The following is a 16,669-nucleotide window of genomic DNA, read 5'->3' as shown; positions in this document are numbered from 1 at the left end:
GTAATCAAGGGAGGAACCAATGGCTGAGAGCAAACAGGAAGCAAGCGGGAAGAAAGCTTCAGGGAAACAGTCCTGGCAGGACCGGAAGCTGAAAAAGGTTGTCCGGGATGATATTGACGTCATTTCCCGGAAAACTCTGGACCAGAGCGATTTCATCACCATGCTCAATACCCATGACAATGTGCTTCACCGATTGCGCATGACGATGGGGCGGAACAAGAACATCACGTTTGAAAAAGCGCAGGAATTTATCGAGAGGAGCCAGCAGATTCGCGAAGAAATCAACCTGCTGAATGCCGAGATGTGCGAGCTGATGGAATGGGACTACACGCCGCCACGGGGCTTTACCAACCCGTTTGCAAAAAACGTCGAAGGTGAGAGTAAGGGAAGCAAGAAGAAGGTATCCGAAACTGCCGTCACCTGACGGTTTCAATAACCTCATTCAATGCTGCGGTCATGGCCTTGAATTTCGTCCTGTTAGACTTGGCCAGTTTTTGCAGGTTCAGCTGTTTCCATTTGAGGGCCGGCAGGTTTTCAATACCCGGCATGGCGATAATTGCTCCATCCGGCTCACACCGGTTTATCGAGAGGAGAAAATTGCGCTCTGCATCGTCAAGAGTTGCCGGTAGCTGTTCAAACAACTGCTCTCTGACTTCAAGCAGTTTATCAATGGTCACTTCGCGGGTGGTCATTCCGGCAAAGTCTCTCTCGAACTCAACATGGATGTCTTTTCGATGGGGCGCCAGAAGTTCATGGATCGGCCTGTTGTGGCCGGCGAGATAGACGGTGAAAGCCCGCCGAATCCTCGGAGTAATGCCTTGGCGTTCAAAGAGAAGCATCACGTCAAACAGATCACGAGGATGTTGGCGGTCAAGCGCCGCGACAAGCTTGCTGGCATACAGTTCGTCAGGATCAAGCATGGGAATGGAAAGGCCCCTGGAGAAACGTCGCTGCGCCTCCGCTGACAAGTTGCCAGTCACGAGAGGATATACCGTGCCCCGGAAGACATGATTCACCTCAACCTTGAGAAGTACAGGCCCCCTGGATATAAACAGCTTGGACTCATGGTCGCTGCCCGACATTGTCGGTCGAACCGTAACACCGAGTTTGCTGTGCAGCAGATTTGCCACGTCATGCAAGGCATGCTCGATTGCCGCAAGCGCCGATTCTCTGTCGGGACAAGTGAGATCCGTGAAAACCAGATCGATATCGACTGATAATCGCGGCATATCTTCTACAAACAGGTTGATGGCAGTGCCCCCTTTGAGGGCAAAGCACTGCTGGGTAAAAACGAATGGAGCTGCGTCGATAAGCAGCCGGACAATATCGAGGTAACGGCTATCCATTGCTTCCTTTTCCTGGATTCTGCAAGATCAGAGAGTTCCCTTTCAGTGTCCGGACATAAACAGAAGCGGAGCCAAAATCCAATTTGGATACGTTGAGTTGCTGTACTACCGGCAACTGTAATTCAGCAGCCATCGTGAAGAACAGCCGCTTGACTTTGATCCTCGTGCAGGCTTCCAATAGCTCCTGTAGCAGATCGGAGCGCAAAGCAAAAAGGGGTTCCATGACCTTTTTGGCGTCATCGAGGCTCTGTTTATGGGGCACGTCATCAAGCATCTCAAGGAGAGCCCGTTCCGGCTCTGACACAAATGGGGAGTATTGGTCGGCTTCTTCGAGACGCCGTACGTGCAGCCTGTTCTCCAAGGCACATTTTTCCTCAAAAAGGCGGCTCATGCGTATTTCGCAGTCAAACCTGGCGGTAAACCATTCAGGCATCTTCTTGCGTGACATCCGATACAGGGTCAGCTTATCTTTGCCAAGGGCTAGATAATGTATGGTTCCTCTGAGTGATAAAGCCGATTTCCCGCCTATGTGGACATCATGCCCCTGGCTTTCAAGAGCTGCTACAGCGCCATTCCGGGTAAGCTCATCACCGGCACGCAGGAAATAGCCGTACCCGAGTGACTCCAGCCAGCCATTCAGCACATACCGGTGTACCAGTTGGCGAGATATACCCATCTGCTCCATCTGACTGGTTGTAACCGGCATGCCATTCGGCAGAGAAAAGAGTGCTGCTTTCAGATTTTTACTTGAATGTAAACTATTAGTTGACATTTAAGCACCTATCTTATAATTGAACCACTTAAGCGCATGAGCATCAATATATAATTTACAGCATGACATGTAAACCTTTAGTTTACATTTTACTACGTATTTTATATTGCCCGCCATCCCAGCCGGTTGCCCTTTTACCTGTACCCTCTGTATTTCTTTGGATCTATCCGGATCATCCCACCAGTGTCGATGAACGGCTCCCGCCAGGAGTGCATGGACAGATCGAAGGTAGCGTTGTGGATAGGGAACAGGCGCTTCCCCTTCAGGTAGAGATGCCCATGGATGCTCTCTTTCGGGTGCATATGGACGTTCGTCCAGTATTTATTGTAGGCACCCGTTTCCAGAAGAGTCAGGTCGAAGGGGCCGTATTTCTCACCGATCTGCCTGAAACCATCGAAGTAGCCGGAATCACCACTGAAGAGCACGCGCTGCTCAGGGGCAAGGATTATCTACAGGGTTGAGAACGATTGTGCCGTGGGTAGTATGAAAACAGCAAAGGCGGCCGACTGGTCGCCTTTAATTAAATACAGTGTTGCCCGACTCTCATAAGTTATCAGTCCGACGCGATTGGAATCAGTATCGCGTTTCTACGCAAGTTACGTCATGCGGGCGTTACAGTTACTTTGAATACTGCCGCTTGGCATGCTCCAGCAGACTGGCGATGATCAACCGGTTAAAGGACTATCTGAGATTAAAAGCTTCATACTCTGTCGGAGCGTAAGTGGCAACGCACCTTCCATGCATCTTGCGTAACCTGATGGCGCTGTTCGAGCAGCCCTCCCAGGAGCTGCCCAGCAACTGCGCCGCCCAAGAGCAGTGGAACAAATTTCCACTCATATCCCGTCTTTACCCTCAGGTAAACGACAACGGGAAGGAACAGGTGCAGGTAGAAAAGCCACCCGAAGGTGAACCGTTCATATCTCCTGCGCAGGTACCCGAGAGGCAGGTTAACTAACACGAGGAGTGAGGTCAGCGCGGAAAGAACCAGATATGACATCATCGGGCTCCCTTTCCGTTACGCGGCGGAGCAGGAGCCGCATTCGTTTCCCGCGCTACCGCACTTTCCAGGGAACAGGCGGTCTGCGGCGTACTCGGTGATATCAGTAGCAAAATGGACGAAGAAGTCTTCGGCGCCGGCCAGCGGAATCCAGTAGCTGTCAGCTACCTGCCCGAGGAACTCGTAGTACGCCACATCCCGTACCGCAGTCTTCTCGCTTAGCGCAATGTGCAACTTGCACCCGGCGTGGTGCTTTGTTTCTCCCATGCTCATACACCGGACGCCGACCGGGTAACCGCGATCCTGCGCGACCTTGTTGACCTCGATTATTGTGCGATCTTTGTAGGCCAGGATGACTGCCGCCGGAAAGTTGTCCCAGAAGAGATGAAAGCTCCTGCGGATTTCTTCGTTGACTTCGATGCTCATCTGTTAGCTCCTTTTTTGTTTGAATGATAGCGGACTACTTCCCGTTTCCGTGGCCAGTCTCGAACCGCGTCTTCAGTTCCGCACGCTGCACTGGGGTGAGCGTCCCGCTGATCTCGATGAGGCTGTCGATGGTGCGGTGAGTGAACGCCGTGATCTCCTTCGCCTTCTCGTCCACCGTCTTGTGCAGCCATTCGCGGTCCGGATTGTCCAGCAGGAGGCAGGCGACGAACTTCTGGCGCAGCCCCTGGCTGTTTTTGTGGATTTCTCCGCAGTCGGCAATGATACGGTCGGAAATGGTGCCGATCTTTGCCTGTTGCTCCTCAGTCGTGCCGATCTTTTTCAGTGTCGACTCGATGTGTCCCTTGATTTCCTTCGGGTCGTGTCCCTGATGCCCGTGCTTGCATGCCGCAAGCGCCCCCAGTGATGCCACCGCCATTACGGCGGCAATAGCTTTGAATCCTTTTTTCATGTTGATTCTCCTTTCTGTAGATCGTCGCTGTAGCGACAGTTGCAAGGTAACCGGAGGATGTAAAAAAAGTGTGTTCCAGGTGTAAAAAAAGTGTAAATAACCGGCAGAGTTGACCGCCGGCCTGCTAGAATTGTTCATGAGCATGGAAGGAGGTTCGGCTTGAACTCGCAAGGCGCAAAGATGCTTTTTCTGGTGGACGACGACGCGAAGCTGCGGAGGCTTCTGGTGAAGTTTCTCCGGGACAACGGCTTCGATGTCCGCGAGTTTTCCGGCGGCGGCGGGGTTGTCGAAGCCATATCGGATGGTGAACCGGTTGCTGTCATCCTGGACATCATGATGCCCGGGGAGAGCGGACTGCAGATTCTTCGTAGAATACGCCGGGAGTCGGCAGTTCCGGTGATTATGCTTACTGCAAAGGGGGAGGATGAGGACAGGATCGCAGGCTTGGAGTTGGGCGCCGACGATTACCTGCCGAAGCCCTTCAACCCGCGTGAACTCCTCGCCCGGATCAATGCGGTGCTGCGAAGGACGGTTCCCAGGGAGGAAGCGACGACGGCTGCCACGGAAACGGTGGAGGCCGGAGGGTTTGTCCTGAACCGCAGGAGACGTACCGTATCGGCCGGCGGTGCGGAGCAGGAGCTGTCTTCTACCGAGTTCAAGCTGCTGGAAGCTCTGATGACCCACCCCGGGATGATGCTCAGCCGGGACGAACTCCTCAACTTCGCGCGCGGGAAGGACTTCGGTCCTTTTGACCGGAGCATCGACGTGCACATCAGCAAGGTACGCACAAAGACTGAGTCGCTGCCTGGAGGGAGGCGCTGCATCAAGACCGTCTGGGGGTCCGGCTACATGTTCGAGGTGGAGAAATGATCCGTAGCCTCTACCTGAAGATATTGCTGCACTGGATCATCGCTCTCGTCATATGCGAGGCGCTGATATACGCCCTGTTCATCCTGGTGGTCAGCGATAGCCACCGGCAGTACGTAATCCGGTCGGTCGGACAGAAATCACTGGTGGCGCGCGAATACGTACAGACGGCAGTGAAGGGGGCGAAGCCGGCAGAGGCGCTGGAGTCGGCACTGCTCGTGCTAGCGGCCACCTCAAGCGACAAAGCCTGGGTGGCGGGACCCGGAGGCAAGATCGTCGCAACCTCTTTTGCAGGAGCGGTCTCGCCCCCAGCCACCGATCCGGAAAAATCCGGCCGCTACCGCGAAGTCGCCGTCTCGGTTGATGTGGGCCCAAACAGGGCAACCTACACCGTGGTGCCCCTTTCCTTTGAAGGGCGGAACATGACTCTGCACCTGCTTTCACAGCCGGAAGCTGGCGCTTTTCCAGCCGGAGCCTTCGCTGGTGGGCTTGCGCTCATCGGGGCAATCCTGGCGCTGCTGGCCGTGCCGCTTTCCCAGCGGATAACGAAGCCGCTGAAGCGCCTGGAGGATTCTGCCCTGCGAATCGCAGGAGGAGACCTGTCGGCCCGGGCAGAGATCACCGAGAGAGACGTAATCGGCAAACTCGGCAACGCGTTTAACCGTATGGCCGAGACGGTGGAGCGCATGGTTCGGGGGGGCAAGGAGCTGACCGCGAATATCTCCCACGAACTACGCAGCCCCCTTGCCCGTATCCGCATCGCCGGGGAGTGCCTGAATGATGCGCTGGATCGGGGGAACCCCAAGGATGCTCAAGAGATGCTTAAGGTGATGTGGGAGGACATTGAGGAGGCGGATCGCATGATCGGCCGCATTCTGGAGTTTTCCAAGATCGACCTGCACGAGCCGCTCCCGATGACGGAGGAAGTGGCACCGGCGGTAATCATGGAGGGACTGGCCAGGACGCTGGCACCACTCGCGCGGTCGAACCGGACTGAGATTGCCCTCGACCTGGACCCCGGAGTCCGCGTCCCTGGAGACGAAGAATGGCTGCGGGCTGCTTTCAAGAACCTGCTGGAGAATGCCCTGCGGCATACCGGTGAAGGGGGAGCGGTAGACGTTTCAGTGCGCCGGGAGACGGACACGGTTGTCATCGAAGTGACGAATCCCTTCACCCCGGTGGATCTGGAGGAACTGGATCTCATCTTCAAGCCCTTCTACAGGGGAAAAGATTCCCTTGGCGAAGGGAGCGGCCTCGGCCTGTCGATCGTGAAGAAAATTGTCGAACTGCATCACGGTGAGGTACAGGCCAGGAATGTCCCGGAAGGTTTTCAGGTTGTGGTCCGCCTTCCGGCAGGAACGACGGGGGCAGATTAGCGGGAACCCGTTGTCAGCCACTCAAAAAGTCACTCAAAAAGCATTTTCTCTGGGTTTTCAGCCGCCCCGGCACTGTCGCTACGGTTTCGAATGCGTTTTTTGCCTTCCTTGGCAGCCATTTACATTTTTTTACATCAAGGACATACTTTTTTTACAATTTCCGGGTAATTTGAAACAAAAACTCATCTCACAGGAGGATATTTACCCATGTATGCACTTCCCCCCAACGCACCAACCAATCTGTACGAAGCCTTTGCGTATATCGGCTCGGTCCGGCAGCCGACCATTGATGACCTCAAGCTGATGCTCCTGCTTGAAGCCGCTGGAAAAGCGATGTACGACGACCTTGCCGCTGATGCCGTCGAACCTGACGTCCGCCGAATGCTGCTTGAGAGCGGACAGGATGAATATCTGCACGCCCAGCGGCTGGCACAGGTTGTCAGCCTGTTGGCACATGAGCCATATTCCGTCCCGAGTTCGGAAGAGAATCCCTATTTTGTTGGATGGCAAAAACCGCAATTGTCTGCTGATTTAATAGAGAAGCTGGCAACCGCCGAAGCTGGCGGGGAAGCACTTTACGAAGGTTGGGCCAAGTCCTGCCCGAATCCGGAAGCGGCCACGCTGCTACGCGAGAACGGAAGCGAGGAAGCGGTTCACGCAGAGCGTATGCGCCTGATCAGCCAGCGTTTGGCCGGCTAAGAAAACGAAGGAAGAAGAGGAACGGAAAACCCAGGAGGAGACTGAACCTAATTGAACCCGTGACATACCAGTTACAAACAAAAAAACAGGCGCTCACGGTCGGTATCGTAAGTGCCAAATTCCGGGACATAATACAGATTCCCAATATAACCGATCCGGGCCGCGCGTATCCGTACATCTGCCCGGCAGGCTTCTGGACGATTGGCTTCGGCCACCTCTGCGATGCCCAGCACCCGCCGATCACCGAGGACGAAGCGGAAGCCTATCTCGCCCGCGACCTGAGCACGGCGCTGGCCGCCACACTGCGCTACTGCCCGGTGTTGGCCTCCGAACCCGAAGGGCGGCTGGCGGCCATCGTGGACTTCACATTCAATCTCGGCGGCGGTCGCTTGCAGACCTCGACGCTGCGGCGGCGGGTGAACCAGCGGGACTGGGCCGCTGCCGCGACTGAGCTGCGGCGCTGGGTCTATGGCGGCGGCAGGGTGCTGCCGGGGCTTGTCACGCGGCGGGAGGCTGAGGCCACTTGCCTGCTCCGCGCCGCCTGATAGACCGGGTCGATTCAATCAAATCCCCGGTTGCAGCTCCACACGCACTTCGCGCGTTTTGCCGGCCCGTTCCACTGACAAGACCACCACATCGCCGACCTTCCTGTCGTCTAGCCGCGCGAGCAGCTTAGCCACATCGTCCGTCGCCTTGCCATCAACACCGATGATGCGGTCGCCGGGCACGATGCCTTGCGGCGTGACTTCGACACCCGCGAGGCCGGCCTTGTGCGCTGCCGAACCAGGGGTAACACGCAGCACGAACACGCCCTTGCTTCCAGTCAGCGCCAGCAGGCGCTGATTGAGCTGTTCGTCCACCTGAATGCCCAGCGCCGGACGGATGTACTTACCGGTCTTGATGAGTTGCGGGACTACGCGCATGACGGTGTCCACCGGCACGGCGAAACCAATCCCGGCCGAGGCGCCGGAGGGGCTATAGATCGCCGTGTTGATGCCGATGAGCCTTCCTGCCGAATCGAGCAGCGGCCCACCGGAGTTGCCAGGGTTGATGGCGGCGTCGGTCTGGATCAGGTGATCGATGGCCGGGCCGCCCGCTTCTCCGGGTAACGAGCGGTCGAGCGCGGAGACGATACCGGTGGTGAGCGTCCAGTCCAGGCCGAAGGGGTTGCCGATGGCAAAGACCTTTTGACCCACCTTGAGGTCGGCGCTGGTGCCGATCGGCACGGCAGGCGGGCGCTTGAAACCGACGCCGATCTTGAGCACAGCGATGTCGTGCGCGGGGCTTGCCCCCACCAGCGCGGCTTGGTAGTCGCGGCCGTCGGCGAGTTTGACGGTGGCTTCGGACGCACCCTGGATGACGTGGAAGTTGGTGACAACGTGGCCGGCGTCGTCCCAGATGAAGCCCGAGCCGGTGCCGCGCGGCACGGAGAAGACATTGCGCGTCCAGACGTCTCGTACCAGCTGTGCGGTGGTGATATACACCACCGAGGCGCGCGATTTTTCGAACAGTTCGATGGTGGCCTTCTCGTCCGCCGCCAGATCGCCACGCGCCGTCACGGTGCGTTCTGCCGCCTCGCGCGGACTGAACCAGGCCTCGATGGCGGGCAGAAACTGCCACAGCAGCATGAGCGCGGCAATGCAGGCGGTGATGAAGAGCCAGCGCCGGACGAAGTGGTCCGGCGCGGGACGTTGGTACGGGTCGGGGTAGGCCATGAGAGGTCTCCTGTTGATAGGCAATCAGCGCCACAGCCCGCTCGGGCGCCAGCGCGGTGGGCGCGGCGTCAAAGCGGATTCCGGCAAGAAATGGGGCGCGTGGAGTGGCAACGCTGATGCTGGCCCAGGCGCCAACGTCAGTAGGCGTGAGATGCGTTCTTGCGTGGCCGGATGCGTGCGCAACCAGGAGGGTTCGGGATTGCCCCATCCCGGCCACAACCAGGCGCGCCAGGAGCGGCTGACCCGCTCGATTTTCGCCAGCGCGGACGCAAGCCCCTGCGGGTCGCCAGTCAGTTCCGCAGCGAGGCGGTCAGCGTCGAACTCACGCACGCGAGACAAGCCGAGCTGTGCGAGCAGGGCCAGCTGGGGCGATGCGGCCAATAACAATAAACCAGGCCAATAGACCTCCGCCGCGCCAACCAGCAGCGCGGGCAGGCTCAGCAGGATCGCGATCTGTCCCATAAGGGCCAGTAGGCTCGTGAAGCGACTGACGGAATCCGCCAGCCCCATGACGCGCAGATCCTCACTGGCGATGTGCGCGATCTCGTGCGCGAGCACACCCGCCAGCTCGCGTGGGCTCAGGCGGCGCAGCAGGCCATCGGTGAGGGCGATCGATGCCTCCTGCTTCGATCCGGTGGCGAAGGCGTTGACGACGGCACTGGGCACGTAGTGCGGCACCGGCGTGGCGGGCAAACCGGCACGGGCGGACAGCTCGCGCAACAGGGCCCAAATCTCGGGCGCTTCGTGCGGGTGCAGGGCCCGCGCGCGGTACAGGCGCAAGGTCAGCGCCGATGCGGCTGCCGGTTCCAGCAGCAGCGTGCCTGCAACGGCAAACAGCGCGAGCCACAGGCCGCTTTCCCCGAACAGCAGGCTTCCTGCGGCGGCTGCGATCCCGACCAGGGTCAGGATCAACAGCCCGGTCTGCAGGCGGTTGAGCCAGCGGTGTTGCAACAACGCCGCGCGCGGGTCATTGGGATGATGACGGATCATGCTCAGATGTCTCGGCGGCGCGGTCGCCGCGCTTGCGCAGCAGCCAGTAGGTCGCACCCAGAGCCAGCGTGGCGCCTGCCAGCGCGGCTATCTTTGCGGGGCTCGCCTCGGGGTCAAGGATCACGAACTTGCGCGCCAGCGCGATCAGACCGATGAGGATCACGGTCTTGACCTGGATGATGTTGTCCCGACGCAGCGCCACGCGAACGATGGAATGCTTGAATTCCATCGCGATCAAGAGCGTCATGATCATGCCGAACACACTCTGGAATACCTTGTGATCCAGGGGATTGAAGGCATCGAGGACCAGCAGCGTGAAGACGATGGCGATGAGCTGGAACAGCGACACCACGATGATGACGGCAATTACCGCCGACAGAACGAGGGCAACGACCTGCTCGAAGCGCTCGTATAAACTCATGATGGCCCATTGGTCACGGAACACCTGAAATGGATTGCGGCCTGTTGACTTCATGCAGATGGACTCCCTGCGACATTGCCGCTGTCGAGACGGCGGCGCATCGCACTGATGTTTCGTTCGACGAGCTCGGCCGACATGCCAAGCGACGACATCACTTGTTCCGCCAGCCCAAGGCCTGCGGCAAAGGATTGCTGGTACACACGCACGTTGGGCGTGGCGCGAAATGCATCGGCCGCGGCCGTCCTTCCGCATGACACCCACAAGGTCAGCGCCGGACGGCGCTCGGCAATCGCCTGGGCGATGCGCAGCACTTGCTGAGCATGGGCGAACGTGAGCACCACCAGACGCGCTTGTGCCAACCCGGCAGCCAGCAGGGTATCGGGCCGACTCGCATCGCCATGGAACACCGGCACGCCGGCGGCACGCTCGGCCTCTACCTTCTGCTCGTCTGCTTCCAGCAGCAGATGCGCCACGCCGGCGTGGCGAAGAATCTCACTGACGGTCAGGCCAAGCTCGCCCGCGCCGCAGATGATGACGTGGTCTCGAAATCGCGCTGTCTGCGCAGTGATCTCAACTTCTTCAGCCTGGGGTGGCTGAATGACGCCGCCGGTGCGGCTCAAGAACCGGGCAAGTACATCGTGATGGCGGATCAGCAGCGGTGCCAAGGCCATGCTGAGGACCAGCGCGACCAGCATGGGTTGTACGACGGTCGCGGGAATCAGATGCTGCTGCAAGACCATGCCCAACAACAGCAGGGCGAACTCGCCGCCATGCCCCAACGCTATGCCCGTGCGCCAGGCATCGAGGGCGGATAGGCGCGTCGCCCGCAAGGCCAGGGTGTTGAGCCCGATCTTGACCGGTACCAGCACTGCCAGCCACGCGAACACCGCCAGTGGTGCCGAAAGAATCTGCGCTCCGTCCAACTGCAGGCCGATGGTCACGAAGAACACCCCCGACAACACATCGCGAAACGGTTTGAGGTGGCTTTCCATGTGGTGACGGAAGTCGCTCTCGCCCAGCACTATGCCGGCCAAAAACGCACCTAGGGCGGCGGATACGCCGACCGCGTGTGCAGCAGCGGCGGCAGCCACCACCACGCACAAGGAAACCAGCACGAAGGATTCTTCGTGGCCCTGCCGCGCCACCCAGCCCAGCAGGCCATGCAACAGACGACGGGAGGCGAGGGCCGCTGCCGCGAACAACATCAGCACGCCCAACACTTCGAGCAGCACGCTCTCGATCTTCGGCGACTCGCCGCGCGCCCAGATCGCCAGCAGGGCCAGCAGGGGCACGCTGGCCAGGTCCTGAAAGACCAGCACGGCGATGGCGCTGCGGCCGTGGCGGGTGGTGAGCTCGCCTTGGTCGGCCAGCTGTCGGCTGACCAGCGCCGTGGACGACATGGCCGCCGCAGCGCCGAGCAGCGCAGCGCTCTGAGCTGGCTGCCCCAACCCCATCAGCATCAGGGTCAGAGGTGCGGCCACAACGACCATCTGCAAACTGCCAGCCACCAGTACGGTCTTACGAGTGAGCCAAAAGTGCCCGAGGGAGAATTCCAGTCCGACCATGAACAGCAGCAGCGCCACGCCCAGCTCGGACAGAAAATCAAGCGCTTCTCCCGGCGCGACTACACCGCTGACCGACGGGCCCAGCAAGGCGCCGACGGCGAGGTAACCCAGCAAGGCGGGTACTCTGAACGCCGCCGTCGCCACCGCCGCGAGGCTGCATGCCGCCAGCAGGATCAGGGTGGCGCCGAGCAAGTCCTGCATCGGTCAGCGCCCCACCTGTGCAGATGCCCAGCGCACGATGTCCTGCGCGCCCAAGGCGCCGGCCTGACGCCCGATCTCCCGCCCACCCTGGAACAGGGCGAGCGTCGGAATGCTGCGGATGCCGAACTGCGCGGCCAGGTGGGGTTCTGCCTCGGTATTGACCTTGGCCAGCCTGACCCTGGGTTCGAGCTGGCGCGCCGCTTGCTGGAACTGCGGGGCCATCATCTTGCACGGCCCGCACCAAGGTGCCCAGAAATCGACCAACAGTGGCAGGTCGCTGCGCTCCACGTGGCGCGAGAACGTCGCCGTGGTCAACTCGATGGGTTCGCCCGTGAACAAGGGCTGCTGGCAGCGGCCGCAGTTGGGATGTTCCGATAGCTTCGCAGTCGGTACGCGGTTGATGGACTGGCAATGCGGACAGACGAGGTGAAGATCATTCTTCATGGTTCGCCTCCTTGGACCACAGTGAGGCTGCCGCGCTTCGGGTCACAGACAATGCCGACCAATCAACGCCTTGAAGCCAATCGTTCCCGTTTTTGCTTACTCCGGCCTCTTCCAAATGAGCAGCGATGAATGCTTCGGCCTGCATGAGCCACCTTTGGACAGTATCTTCCGTACAAGGAATCAGCAGGATTTCAGAGACGCTGCTGGCATCCAGCCCGTCCACACGGATAAGCAGAAAAATGCGCCGCCACAAACGCGGCATGTCCTTCAGCAGGTCGAATGCAAAAGCGAACTCGCTCGACCGATCAACTAGCTCCTCCTGTTCCGCGATCGTTGCGGCATCGGGATGCTGACTGTCAGCGATGATATCGGCCAGCCTGAGTGTGTCGTCGGGCTGATAAAATTCGAAGACTTCCTCTTCCACCATGGCCTCGGCGACGTCCTGGGCATCCGCTTCGACCGGCGCGTCCAGAGAAACGAATTCGCCAAATTGCCGGCTGTTTACCACTTCGTGATCTAGGACGGCGAACAGATGCTTCAGAAGACCGAAGTAAGCCGCTTTTTCTTCCGGCACGGATTGCCATTCCACCTCAGCTTGGACAATCGCTTCATCCACCACGTCGCGCAGCGTCGGATAATCGCGCGGTAAATCGCCGACGGCACGCAGATAAGCCAGCTCACGCCTTGCGACAGCCTCAAGTTTCGATAGTAGAGGCATTCGGGTCACTTTGGCCTCATGGGCGGCTGACGCGGGTTTTGCGGCAATTCGCACCTTAAGCTCGCGCAAGCGCTCGCGTCGTGCTTTGCGCTTGATTTGGTCCTGAGCATGCAGCCGGTCAAAATGCTTCTTGGCCTGACGGAACAACGACTGTGCGAGCTTCCGCGCGAGGGGCGTCAGCTCGTCATGTGATGCAGTAACGCTGACAATTTTTTTGCCGGGCAGGTGCATATAGCCACTGGCCAGAAATTGCCACTTGATCTTGTCGCGATCAAGGACGATTTGAAGTCGCACTGAATCTTTAGTGTGTTTGTCGAGCAGTGGCTTGAGGTCGCGCTCGATCACATTTCCCAAAGCTCTCTGCCATGGTTCATGAAACTCTTTGTCGATAGCTCGAAAGCTATATTGAATCTGCATGCATGACTCCTTTGATGTCATTCCTATGGAGGCACGAACCGAAAATGCTCATATCCATAGAATTTAGTTTGACCTGCTCTTATCCCTGGCGCGTTTTGCGAAGACGCCAACTCAAGAACAAAAGCGTGACACCATAGACTGCCGCATAGAAGCCCAACAGCCAGCCTGCGGCCAGGAATGACTCGGCCGGACGGGAAAAGAATATCCACAAGACGATAGCGCCAAGGACAATCGAGAGCAGTCCACTGAAGGCAAGCCAGATTTCACCCTTGATTTCTTGACGCAGCCGAACCGCGGCGGATATCTCCAGCACACCGGTGAAAATCGCCCAGAACCCCACGCTAGCCCATAAAAAAGAAGCCATGACCATCGTGGCGACCCAAGGAGCAACCAGGACGACGACGCCGGTAAGGATGCCGACAATGCCGCTGAACAGCAGCCAGCCCCAGCGCTCTTTTTTCTGGATATGGCGCACCGCTGCAACCAAGTTGAAAGCGCCATTGACCAAGGAAAATGCGCCGAACACTAAGGTCATGGCCAACAGAGCCGATTGTGGCATCTCGAACGCAAGGGCTGCGAAAATCAATGCCAAGACACCGCGCAGCGCAAAAAGCCACCAATTTTGGCTCAGCGAACACAGTGCTTTGGTGGGGTCATCCCCATTGGAATTGGTGATGGTGTCTGTATTCATACTATATCTCCTAAAGATCTAATGGGGTGAAAAAGCAAACACTCCTGAGCCAAGAGAGGGGCGCGACGCGCCCCTCTTACGCCCTATCCAGCGGTTTCAGAACAACTTGGACAGCTTTGCCTTGATTTCATCGAGCCAGCCTTTTCCGCCGCCTCCCCCAGCCGTCTTTTGCTTGACTTTCTTGAGTTCGGCATACAGGGGCTCAAAGTCCTTCTTCTTTCCATAGCCCAGCAGTTCTGCCATTTCCAACTGCTGCCGCGCTTCGTTCAATAATGTCTCCAGGCGCTCATTGGACGCTTCGCTGCGCTGACCATCTTCTACCAAGGTCTCGGCGCGCTGCAGGAGCAGCTTCGCACGCAGGACGGGCAGCGGAAGCACGCTGCGCTCCTCGACCAGCGTGCTGAGCGCTGCCTGCAGCGCGGCTTTGGCTTCTTCAATCTTGCCCTGATCGATCAGCGGCACGACTGACTTCACGGCTGCGGGATAGGACGCCAGAGGGATGTTGGTGACCGTGATCACGATTTCACTGGCCAGCAAAGCCAGCACGTGACGTGCCTGTTGCACCTCGCCATGTTTGAGGGCATCCAGCGCCTCGTCGGTCATCGCCTCAATGGTTTCCGTGTTGGCGAACAAGTCGTGCACGATGGTGCGCACATCAACGGGGGCCAGGGCGAGCGTGGGTTCGCGCGCGACGATCAGCTCCAGCTTTCCCGTCACTTCGGCCAGCGATGCTAATGCGCGTGCAGTGTCCTTGCCGTCAAGTGCGGCCAGCGCTGATTTGGTCAGCGACAAGGCCGAGACGGCCTCATCGAGGACTTGTTTACGTTTGTCTGCCGCCTGCGAGTCCGTTTCCTTCTGAACCTCAGGCTGTACCTCCGTGACGACTTCAGGCTTGGCCTCTGGACTGACAGGAAGGCTGCTTACCGCGGCCTGTTCGTTTATTCCTTCGTTCGTCGCATTGGGATTCGGTGTTTGCTCATTCATGGTGATATACCTCGTATGTGATAGTGAAAATAGGCGAATCTATTGGGGCTGAATGCGAACATCGCGAGACTGACCGACAGAGCAGTCAGCCCCTTCATCACCTCAAAACAGCTTTTGGATGCGCGTCTTCAACTCGTCGAACCATCCCTTGCCGCTTTTTCCTCCGGCGGATTTCTGCTCGATAGCCTTCACCTGATCGAAGATGGGCTTGAAGTCCGCTTTCTTGCCATAGCCTAGGGCTTGCGCCAGCTCGATTTCCGTGCGCACGTAGGCCAGCAGGGCGCTGAGCTCCTTGCTCTGTTTGGCATTGCGCTTGCCGGTCTCGGCCAGCTTTTCAGCTTTTGCCATCGCGGCTTCAGCCCGTAGCACGGGCAGAGGAAAGGCGACCGAGGTCACCACCAGCGTGTTCAGTGCTCGGGCGAGTTCCGCCTTGGCATCGTCGATCTTGCCGCTGTCGATGAGCCGTGCGGCCGACTTGATCGCTGCCGGGTACGTTGCCATCGGCAGGTTGTCGGTTTCGATCACGATTTCGCTGGCCAGATTGGCGACGATGGGCCGGGCCTTTTGCACCTCGCCATCACCCAACAACTCCCGAGACAACTTGACCGCTTTCTTCACCGTTTCCACGTTGGCGTGGATATCGCGGGTGATGACGCGTACATTGACCGGCGCCAAAGCAAGTTTGGCGTCGCGTGCCAATACCAGTTCCAGCTTTCCGCTGGCCAGTTCCAGCGCAGCGAGCGCCTCCTTGGTCTTCTTTGCATCAAGAAGTGTCAAAGCCTCCTGGGTCTTGGTGAGCGCCGTGATGGCGTCCTGAGTGAGCTCAGCACGCTTTTTTTCGGCTTCCCGGGCGGCCTTGTCATCTACCTGTGGCTGCGCCGCCTTGGATGCGGCAGAGGGTGCTGCAGCACCTGGGCTAGAACCTGCCGCCGATTGGGCCAGAGCCGGTCCGCTCAGTCCGACGACGACCGCCAGGGCAAGTGCGGAGAAGGTTAATTGGGGCTGTTTGATATTCATGATCTTGGGCTCCTAGTTAAAGTTAGTTGACTGAGATTTCAATCTGTTTCGGTTTGGCTTGCTCGGCCTTGACAAGCCGCACTTCCAGCACGCCGTCTTTCATCGAGGCCGTCACCTTGGTCGGATCAACGTTGTCAGGCAAGACAAAGCTGCGCACAAAGCGGCCATACGCACGTTCGATGCGGTGGAACTTCTTGCCCTGCTCCTCTTTTTCCAGTTTGCGCTCGCCGCTGATGGTGAGCACGCCGTTTTCCGCGCTGACGCGCACGGCATCCTTGGGGACCTCCGGCAGATCCAGCTTGAGGAGGAATACGTTCTCATCCTCGCTGATGTCCACCATTGGTTCCCAGTCCGCCGTGGTCATGGCTTCGTTGCCAGTACGGGCGCCCTGTCGCTGGGGGGGGCCGTCCCAACATCGTCGCCAGGCGGTTTTGCAATTCATCCAGTTCCCGGAAGGGGTCCCACGGAGTCAATGCAGACATATCGGTTCTCCTTGAACAATGCCGGCGAATTGGATGACGCACCGAACAGAGCCGCCGGCTTACTCTGAATGG

The 16,669-nt window shown here is 58.6% G+C and carries 20 protein-coding genes and 1 pseudogene; 5 read left to right on the top strand and 16 right to left on the bottom strand.

Going from position 1 to position 16,669, the window contains the following annotated elements; all coding sequences use genetic code 11:
• Window positions 1–19 precede the first annotated feature (19 nt).
• The gene (locus QMN23_RS08465) at window positions 20–424 is read left to right on the top strand and encodes a hypothetical protein (protein ID WP_282003387.1); all 405 of its coding nucleotides are present in this window, start codon (window positions 20–22) and stop codon (window positions 422–424) included.
• Here QMN23_RS08465 and QMN23_RS08460 read toward each other — a convergent pair.
• The 6 genes from QMN23_RS08460 to QMN23_RS08435 all read right to left on the bottom strand — a co-directional run bounded on the left by QMN23_RS08460 (window position 417) and on the right by QMN23_RS08435 (window position 4,010).
• A complete protein-coding gene (locus QMN23_RS08460; protein WP_108105927.1) occupies window positions 417–1,346 on the bottom strand; it encodes a nucleotidyl transferase AbiEii/AbiGii toxin family protein in 930 nt (309 codons plus the stop codon). The genes QMN23_RS08465 and QMN23_RS08460 overlap by 8 nt on opposite strands.
• On the bottom strand, window positions 1,339–2,118 hold the full coding sequence (locus QMN23_RS08455; protein ID WP_108105929.1) for a type IV toxin-antitoxin system AbiEi family antitoxin domain-containing protein: 780 nt from the start codon (window positions 2,116–2,118) through the stop codon (window positions 1,339–1,341). Before QMN23_RS08455 ends, QMN23_RS08460 begins: the two co-directional genes overlap by 8 nt.
• Window positions 2,119–2,252: 134 nt before the next feature.
• Window positions 2,253–2,564 (bottom strand): MBL fold metallo-hydrolase, encoded by a 312-nt coding sequence (locus QMN23_RS08450; RefSeq protein ID WP_432613104.1) that lies wholly within the window; start codon window positions 2,562–2,564, stop codon window positions 2,253–2,255.
• 254 nt (window positions 2,565–2,818) lie between these two features.
• Window positions 2,819–3,118, bottom strand: coding sequence for a hypothetical protein (locus QMN23_RS08445; protein ID WP_108105933.1), 300 nt, complete (start codon window positions 3,116–3,118; stop codon window positions 2,819–2,821).
• 15 nt (window positions 3,119–3,133) lie between these two features.
• Window positions 3,134–3,541 (bottom strand): hypothetical protein, encoded by a 408-nt coding sequence (locus QMN23_RS08440; RefSeq protein WP_108105935.1) that lies wholly within the window; start codon window positions 3,539–3,541, stop codon window positions 3,134–3,136.
• A 34-nt stretch (window positions 3,542–3,575) separates the two neighbouring features.
• Complete coding sequence (locus tag QMN23_RS08435; RefSeq protein ID WP_108105937.1) at window positions 3,576–4,010, bottom strand: Spy/CpxP family protein refolding chaperone; 435 nt, start codon at window positions 4,008–4,010, stop codon at window positions 3,576–3,578.
• A 180-nt stretch (window positions 4,011–4,190) separates the two neighbouring features.
• On the opposite strand from QMN23_RS08435, the gene QMN23_RS08430 reads away from it, so the two are divergent.
• From QMN23_RS08430 to QMN23_RS08415, 4 genes are all read left to right on the top strand, one after another.
• Window positions 4,191–4,880, top strand: coding sequence for a response regulator (locus QMN23_RS08430; RefSeq protein WP_108105939.1), 690 nt, complete (start codon window positions 4,191–4,193; stop codon window positions 4,878–4,880).
• Window positions 4,877–6,253: a sensor histidine kinase gene (locus QMN23_RS08425; RefSeq protein WP_108105941.1), complete on the top strand. Its 1,377-nt coding sequence runs from the start codon at window positions 4,877–4,879 to the stop codon at window positions 6,251–6,253. The genes QMN23_RS08430 and QMN23_RS08425 overlap by 4 nt, the downstream gene beginning before the upstream one ends.
• A 207-nt stretch (window positions 6,254–6,460) precedes the next feature.
• Complete coding sequence (locus QMN23_RS08420; protein WP_108105943.1) at window positions 6,461–6,952, top strand: ferritin-like domain-containing protein; 492 nt, start codon at window positions 6,461–6,463, stop codon at window positions 6,950–6,952.
• Window positions 6,953–7,011: 59 nt separating this feature from the next.
• Window positions 7,012–7,497 (top strand): lysozyme, encoded by a 486-nt coding sequence (locus QMN23_RS08415; protein WP_282003380.1) that lies wholly within the window; start codon window positions 7,012–7,014, stop codon window positions 7,495–7,497.
• 18 nt (window positions 7,498–7,515) lie between these two features.
• Here QMN23_RS08415 and QMN23_RS08410 read toward each other — a convergent pair whose 3' ends face one another.
• The 10 genes and pseudogenes from QMN23_RS08410 to hsp20-GI form a co-directional block, all read right to left on the bottom strand.
• Window positions 7,516–8,667 (bottom strand): S1C family serine protease, encoded by a 1,152-nt coding sequence (locus QMN23_RS08410; protein ID WP_282003378.1) that lies wholly within the window; start codon window positions 8,665–8,667, stop codon window positions 7,516–7,518.
• A gap of 24 nt (window positions 8,668–8,691) precedes the next feature.
• The gene (locus tag QMN23_RS08405; RefSeq protein ID WP_282003376.1) at window positions 8,692–9,657 is read right to left on the bottom strand and encodes a zinc metalloprotease HtpX; all 966 of its coding nucleotides are present in this window, start codon (window positions 9,655–9,657) and stop codon (window positions 8,692–8,694) included.
• On the bottom strand, window positions 9,635–10,132 hold the full coding sequence (gene psiE-GI, locus QMN23_RS08400; protein ID WP_282003374.1) for a heat resistance protein PsiE-GI: 498 nt from the start codon (window positions 10,130–10,132) through the stop codon (window positions 9,635–9,637). Before psiE-GI ends, QMN23_RS08405 begins: the two co-directional genes overlap by 23 nt.
• Window positions 10,129–11,844, bottom strand: a complete 1,716-nt coding sequence (gene kefB-GI, locus QMN23_RS08395; protein ID WP_282003373.1) for a heat resistance system K+/H+ antiporter KefB-GI — start codon at window positions 11,842–11,844, stop codon at window positions 10,129–10,131. The genes psiE-GI and kefB-GI overlap by 4 nt, the downstream gene beginning before the upstream one ends.
• A gap of 3 nt (window positions 11,845–11,847) precedes the next feature.
• Window positions 11,848–12,288 carry a heat resistance system thioredoxin Trx-GI gene (gene trx-GI, locus QMN23_RS08390; protein ID WP_012761376.1) on the bottom strand — a complete coding sequence of 147 codons (441 nt, stop codon included), beginning with the start codon at window positions 12,286–12,288 and terminating at the stop codon, window positions 11,848–11,850.
• Window positions 12,278–13,423 (bottom strand): hypothetical protein, encoded by a 1,146-nt coding sequence (locus QMN23_RS08385; protein WP_282003366.1) that lies wholly within the window; start codon window positions 13,421–13,423, stop codon window positions 12,278–12,280. Before QMN23_RS08385 ends, trx-GI begins: the two co-directional genes overlap by 11 nt.
• Window positions 13,424–13,502: 79 nt before the next feature.
• A complete protein-coding gene (hdeD-GI, locus tag QMN23_RS08380; RefSeq protein ID WP_282003365.1) occupies window positions 13,503–14,114 on the bottom strand; it encodes a heat resistance membrane protein HdeD-GI in 612 nt (203 codons plus the stop codon).
• Between the two features lie 96 nt (window positions 14,115–14,210).
• Window positions 14,211–15,098 (bottom strand): heat resistance protein YfdX2, encoded by an 888-nt coding sequence (yfdX2, locus tag QMN23_RS08375; RefSeq protein WP_004838854.1) that lies wholly within the window; start codon window positions 15,096–15,098, stop codon window positions 14,211–14,213.
• Between the two features lie 102 nt (window positions 15,099–15,200).
• Entirely contained in the window at window positions 15,201–16,115 is a 915-nt protein-coding gene (gene yfdX1 / locus QMN23_RS08370; protein WP_282003363.1) for a heat resistance protein YfdX1, read from the bottom strand.
• 22 nt (window positions 16,116–16,137) lie between these two features.
• Window positions 16,138–16,597 (bottom strand): annotated as a pseudogene (gene hsp20-GI / locus QMN23_RS08365) (small heat shock protein sHSP20-GI).
• Window positions 16,598–16,669 lie beyond the last annotated feature (72 nt).

Source organism: Geotalea uraniireducens, from assembly GCF_027943965.1.
Taxonomy (GTDB): domain Bacteria; phylum Desulfobacterota; class Desulfuromonadia; order Geobacterales; family Geobacteraceae; genus Geobacter; species Geobacter uraniireducens.
The sequence above is the reverse complement of the archived record's forward strand: the minus strand, read 5'-3'. Positions and strand labels throughout refer to the sequence as shown.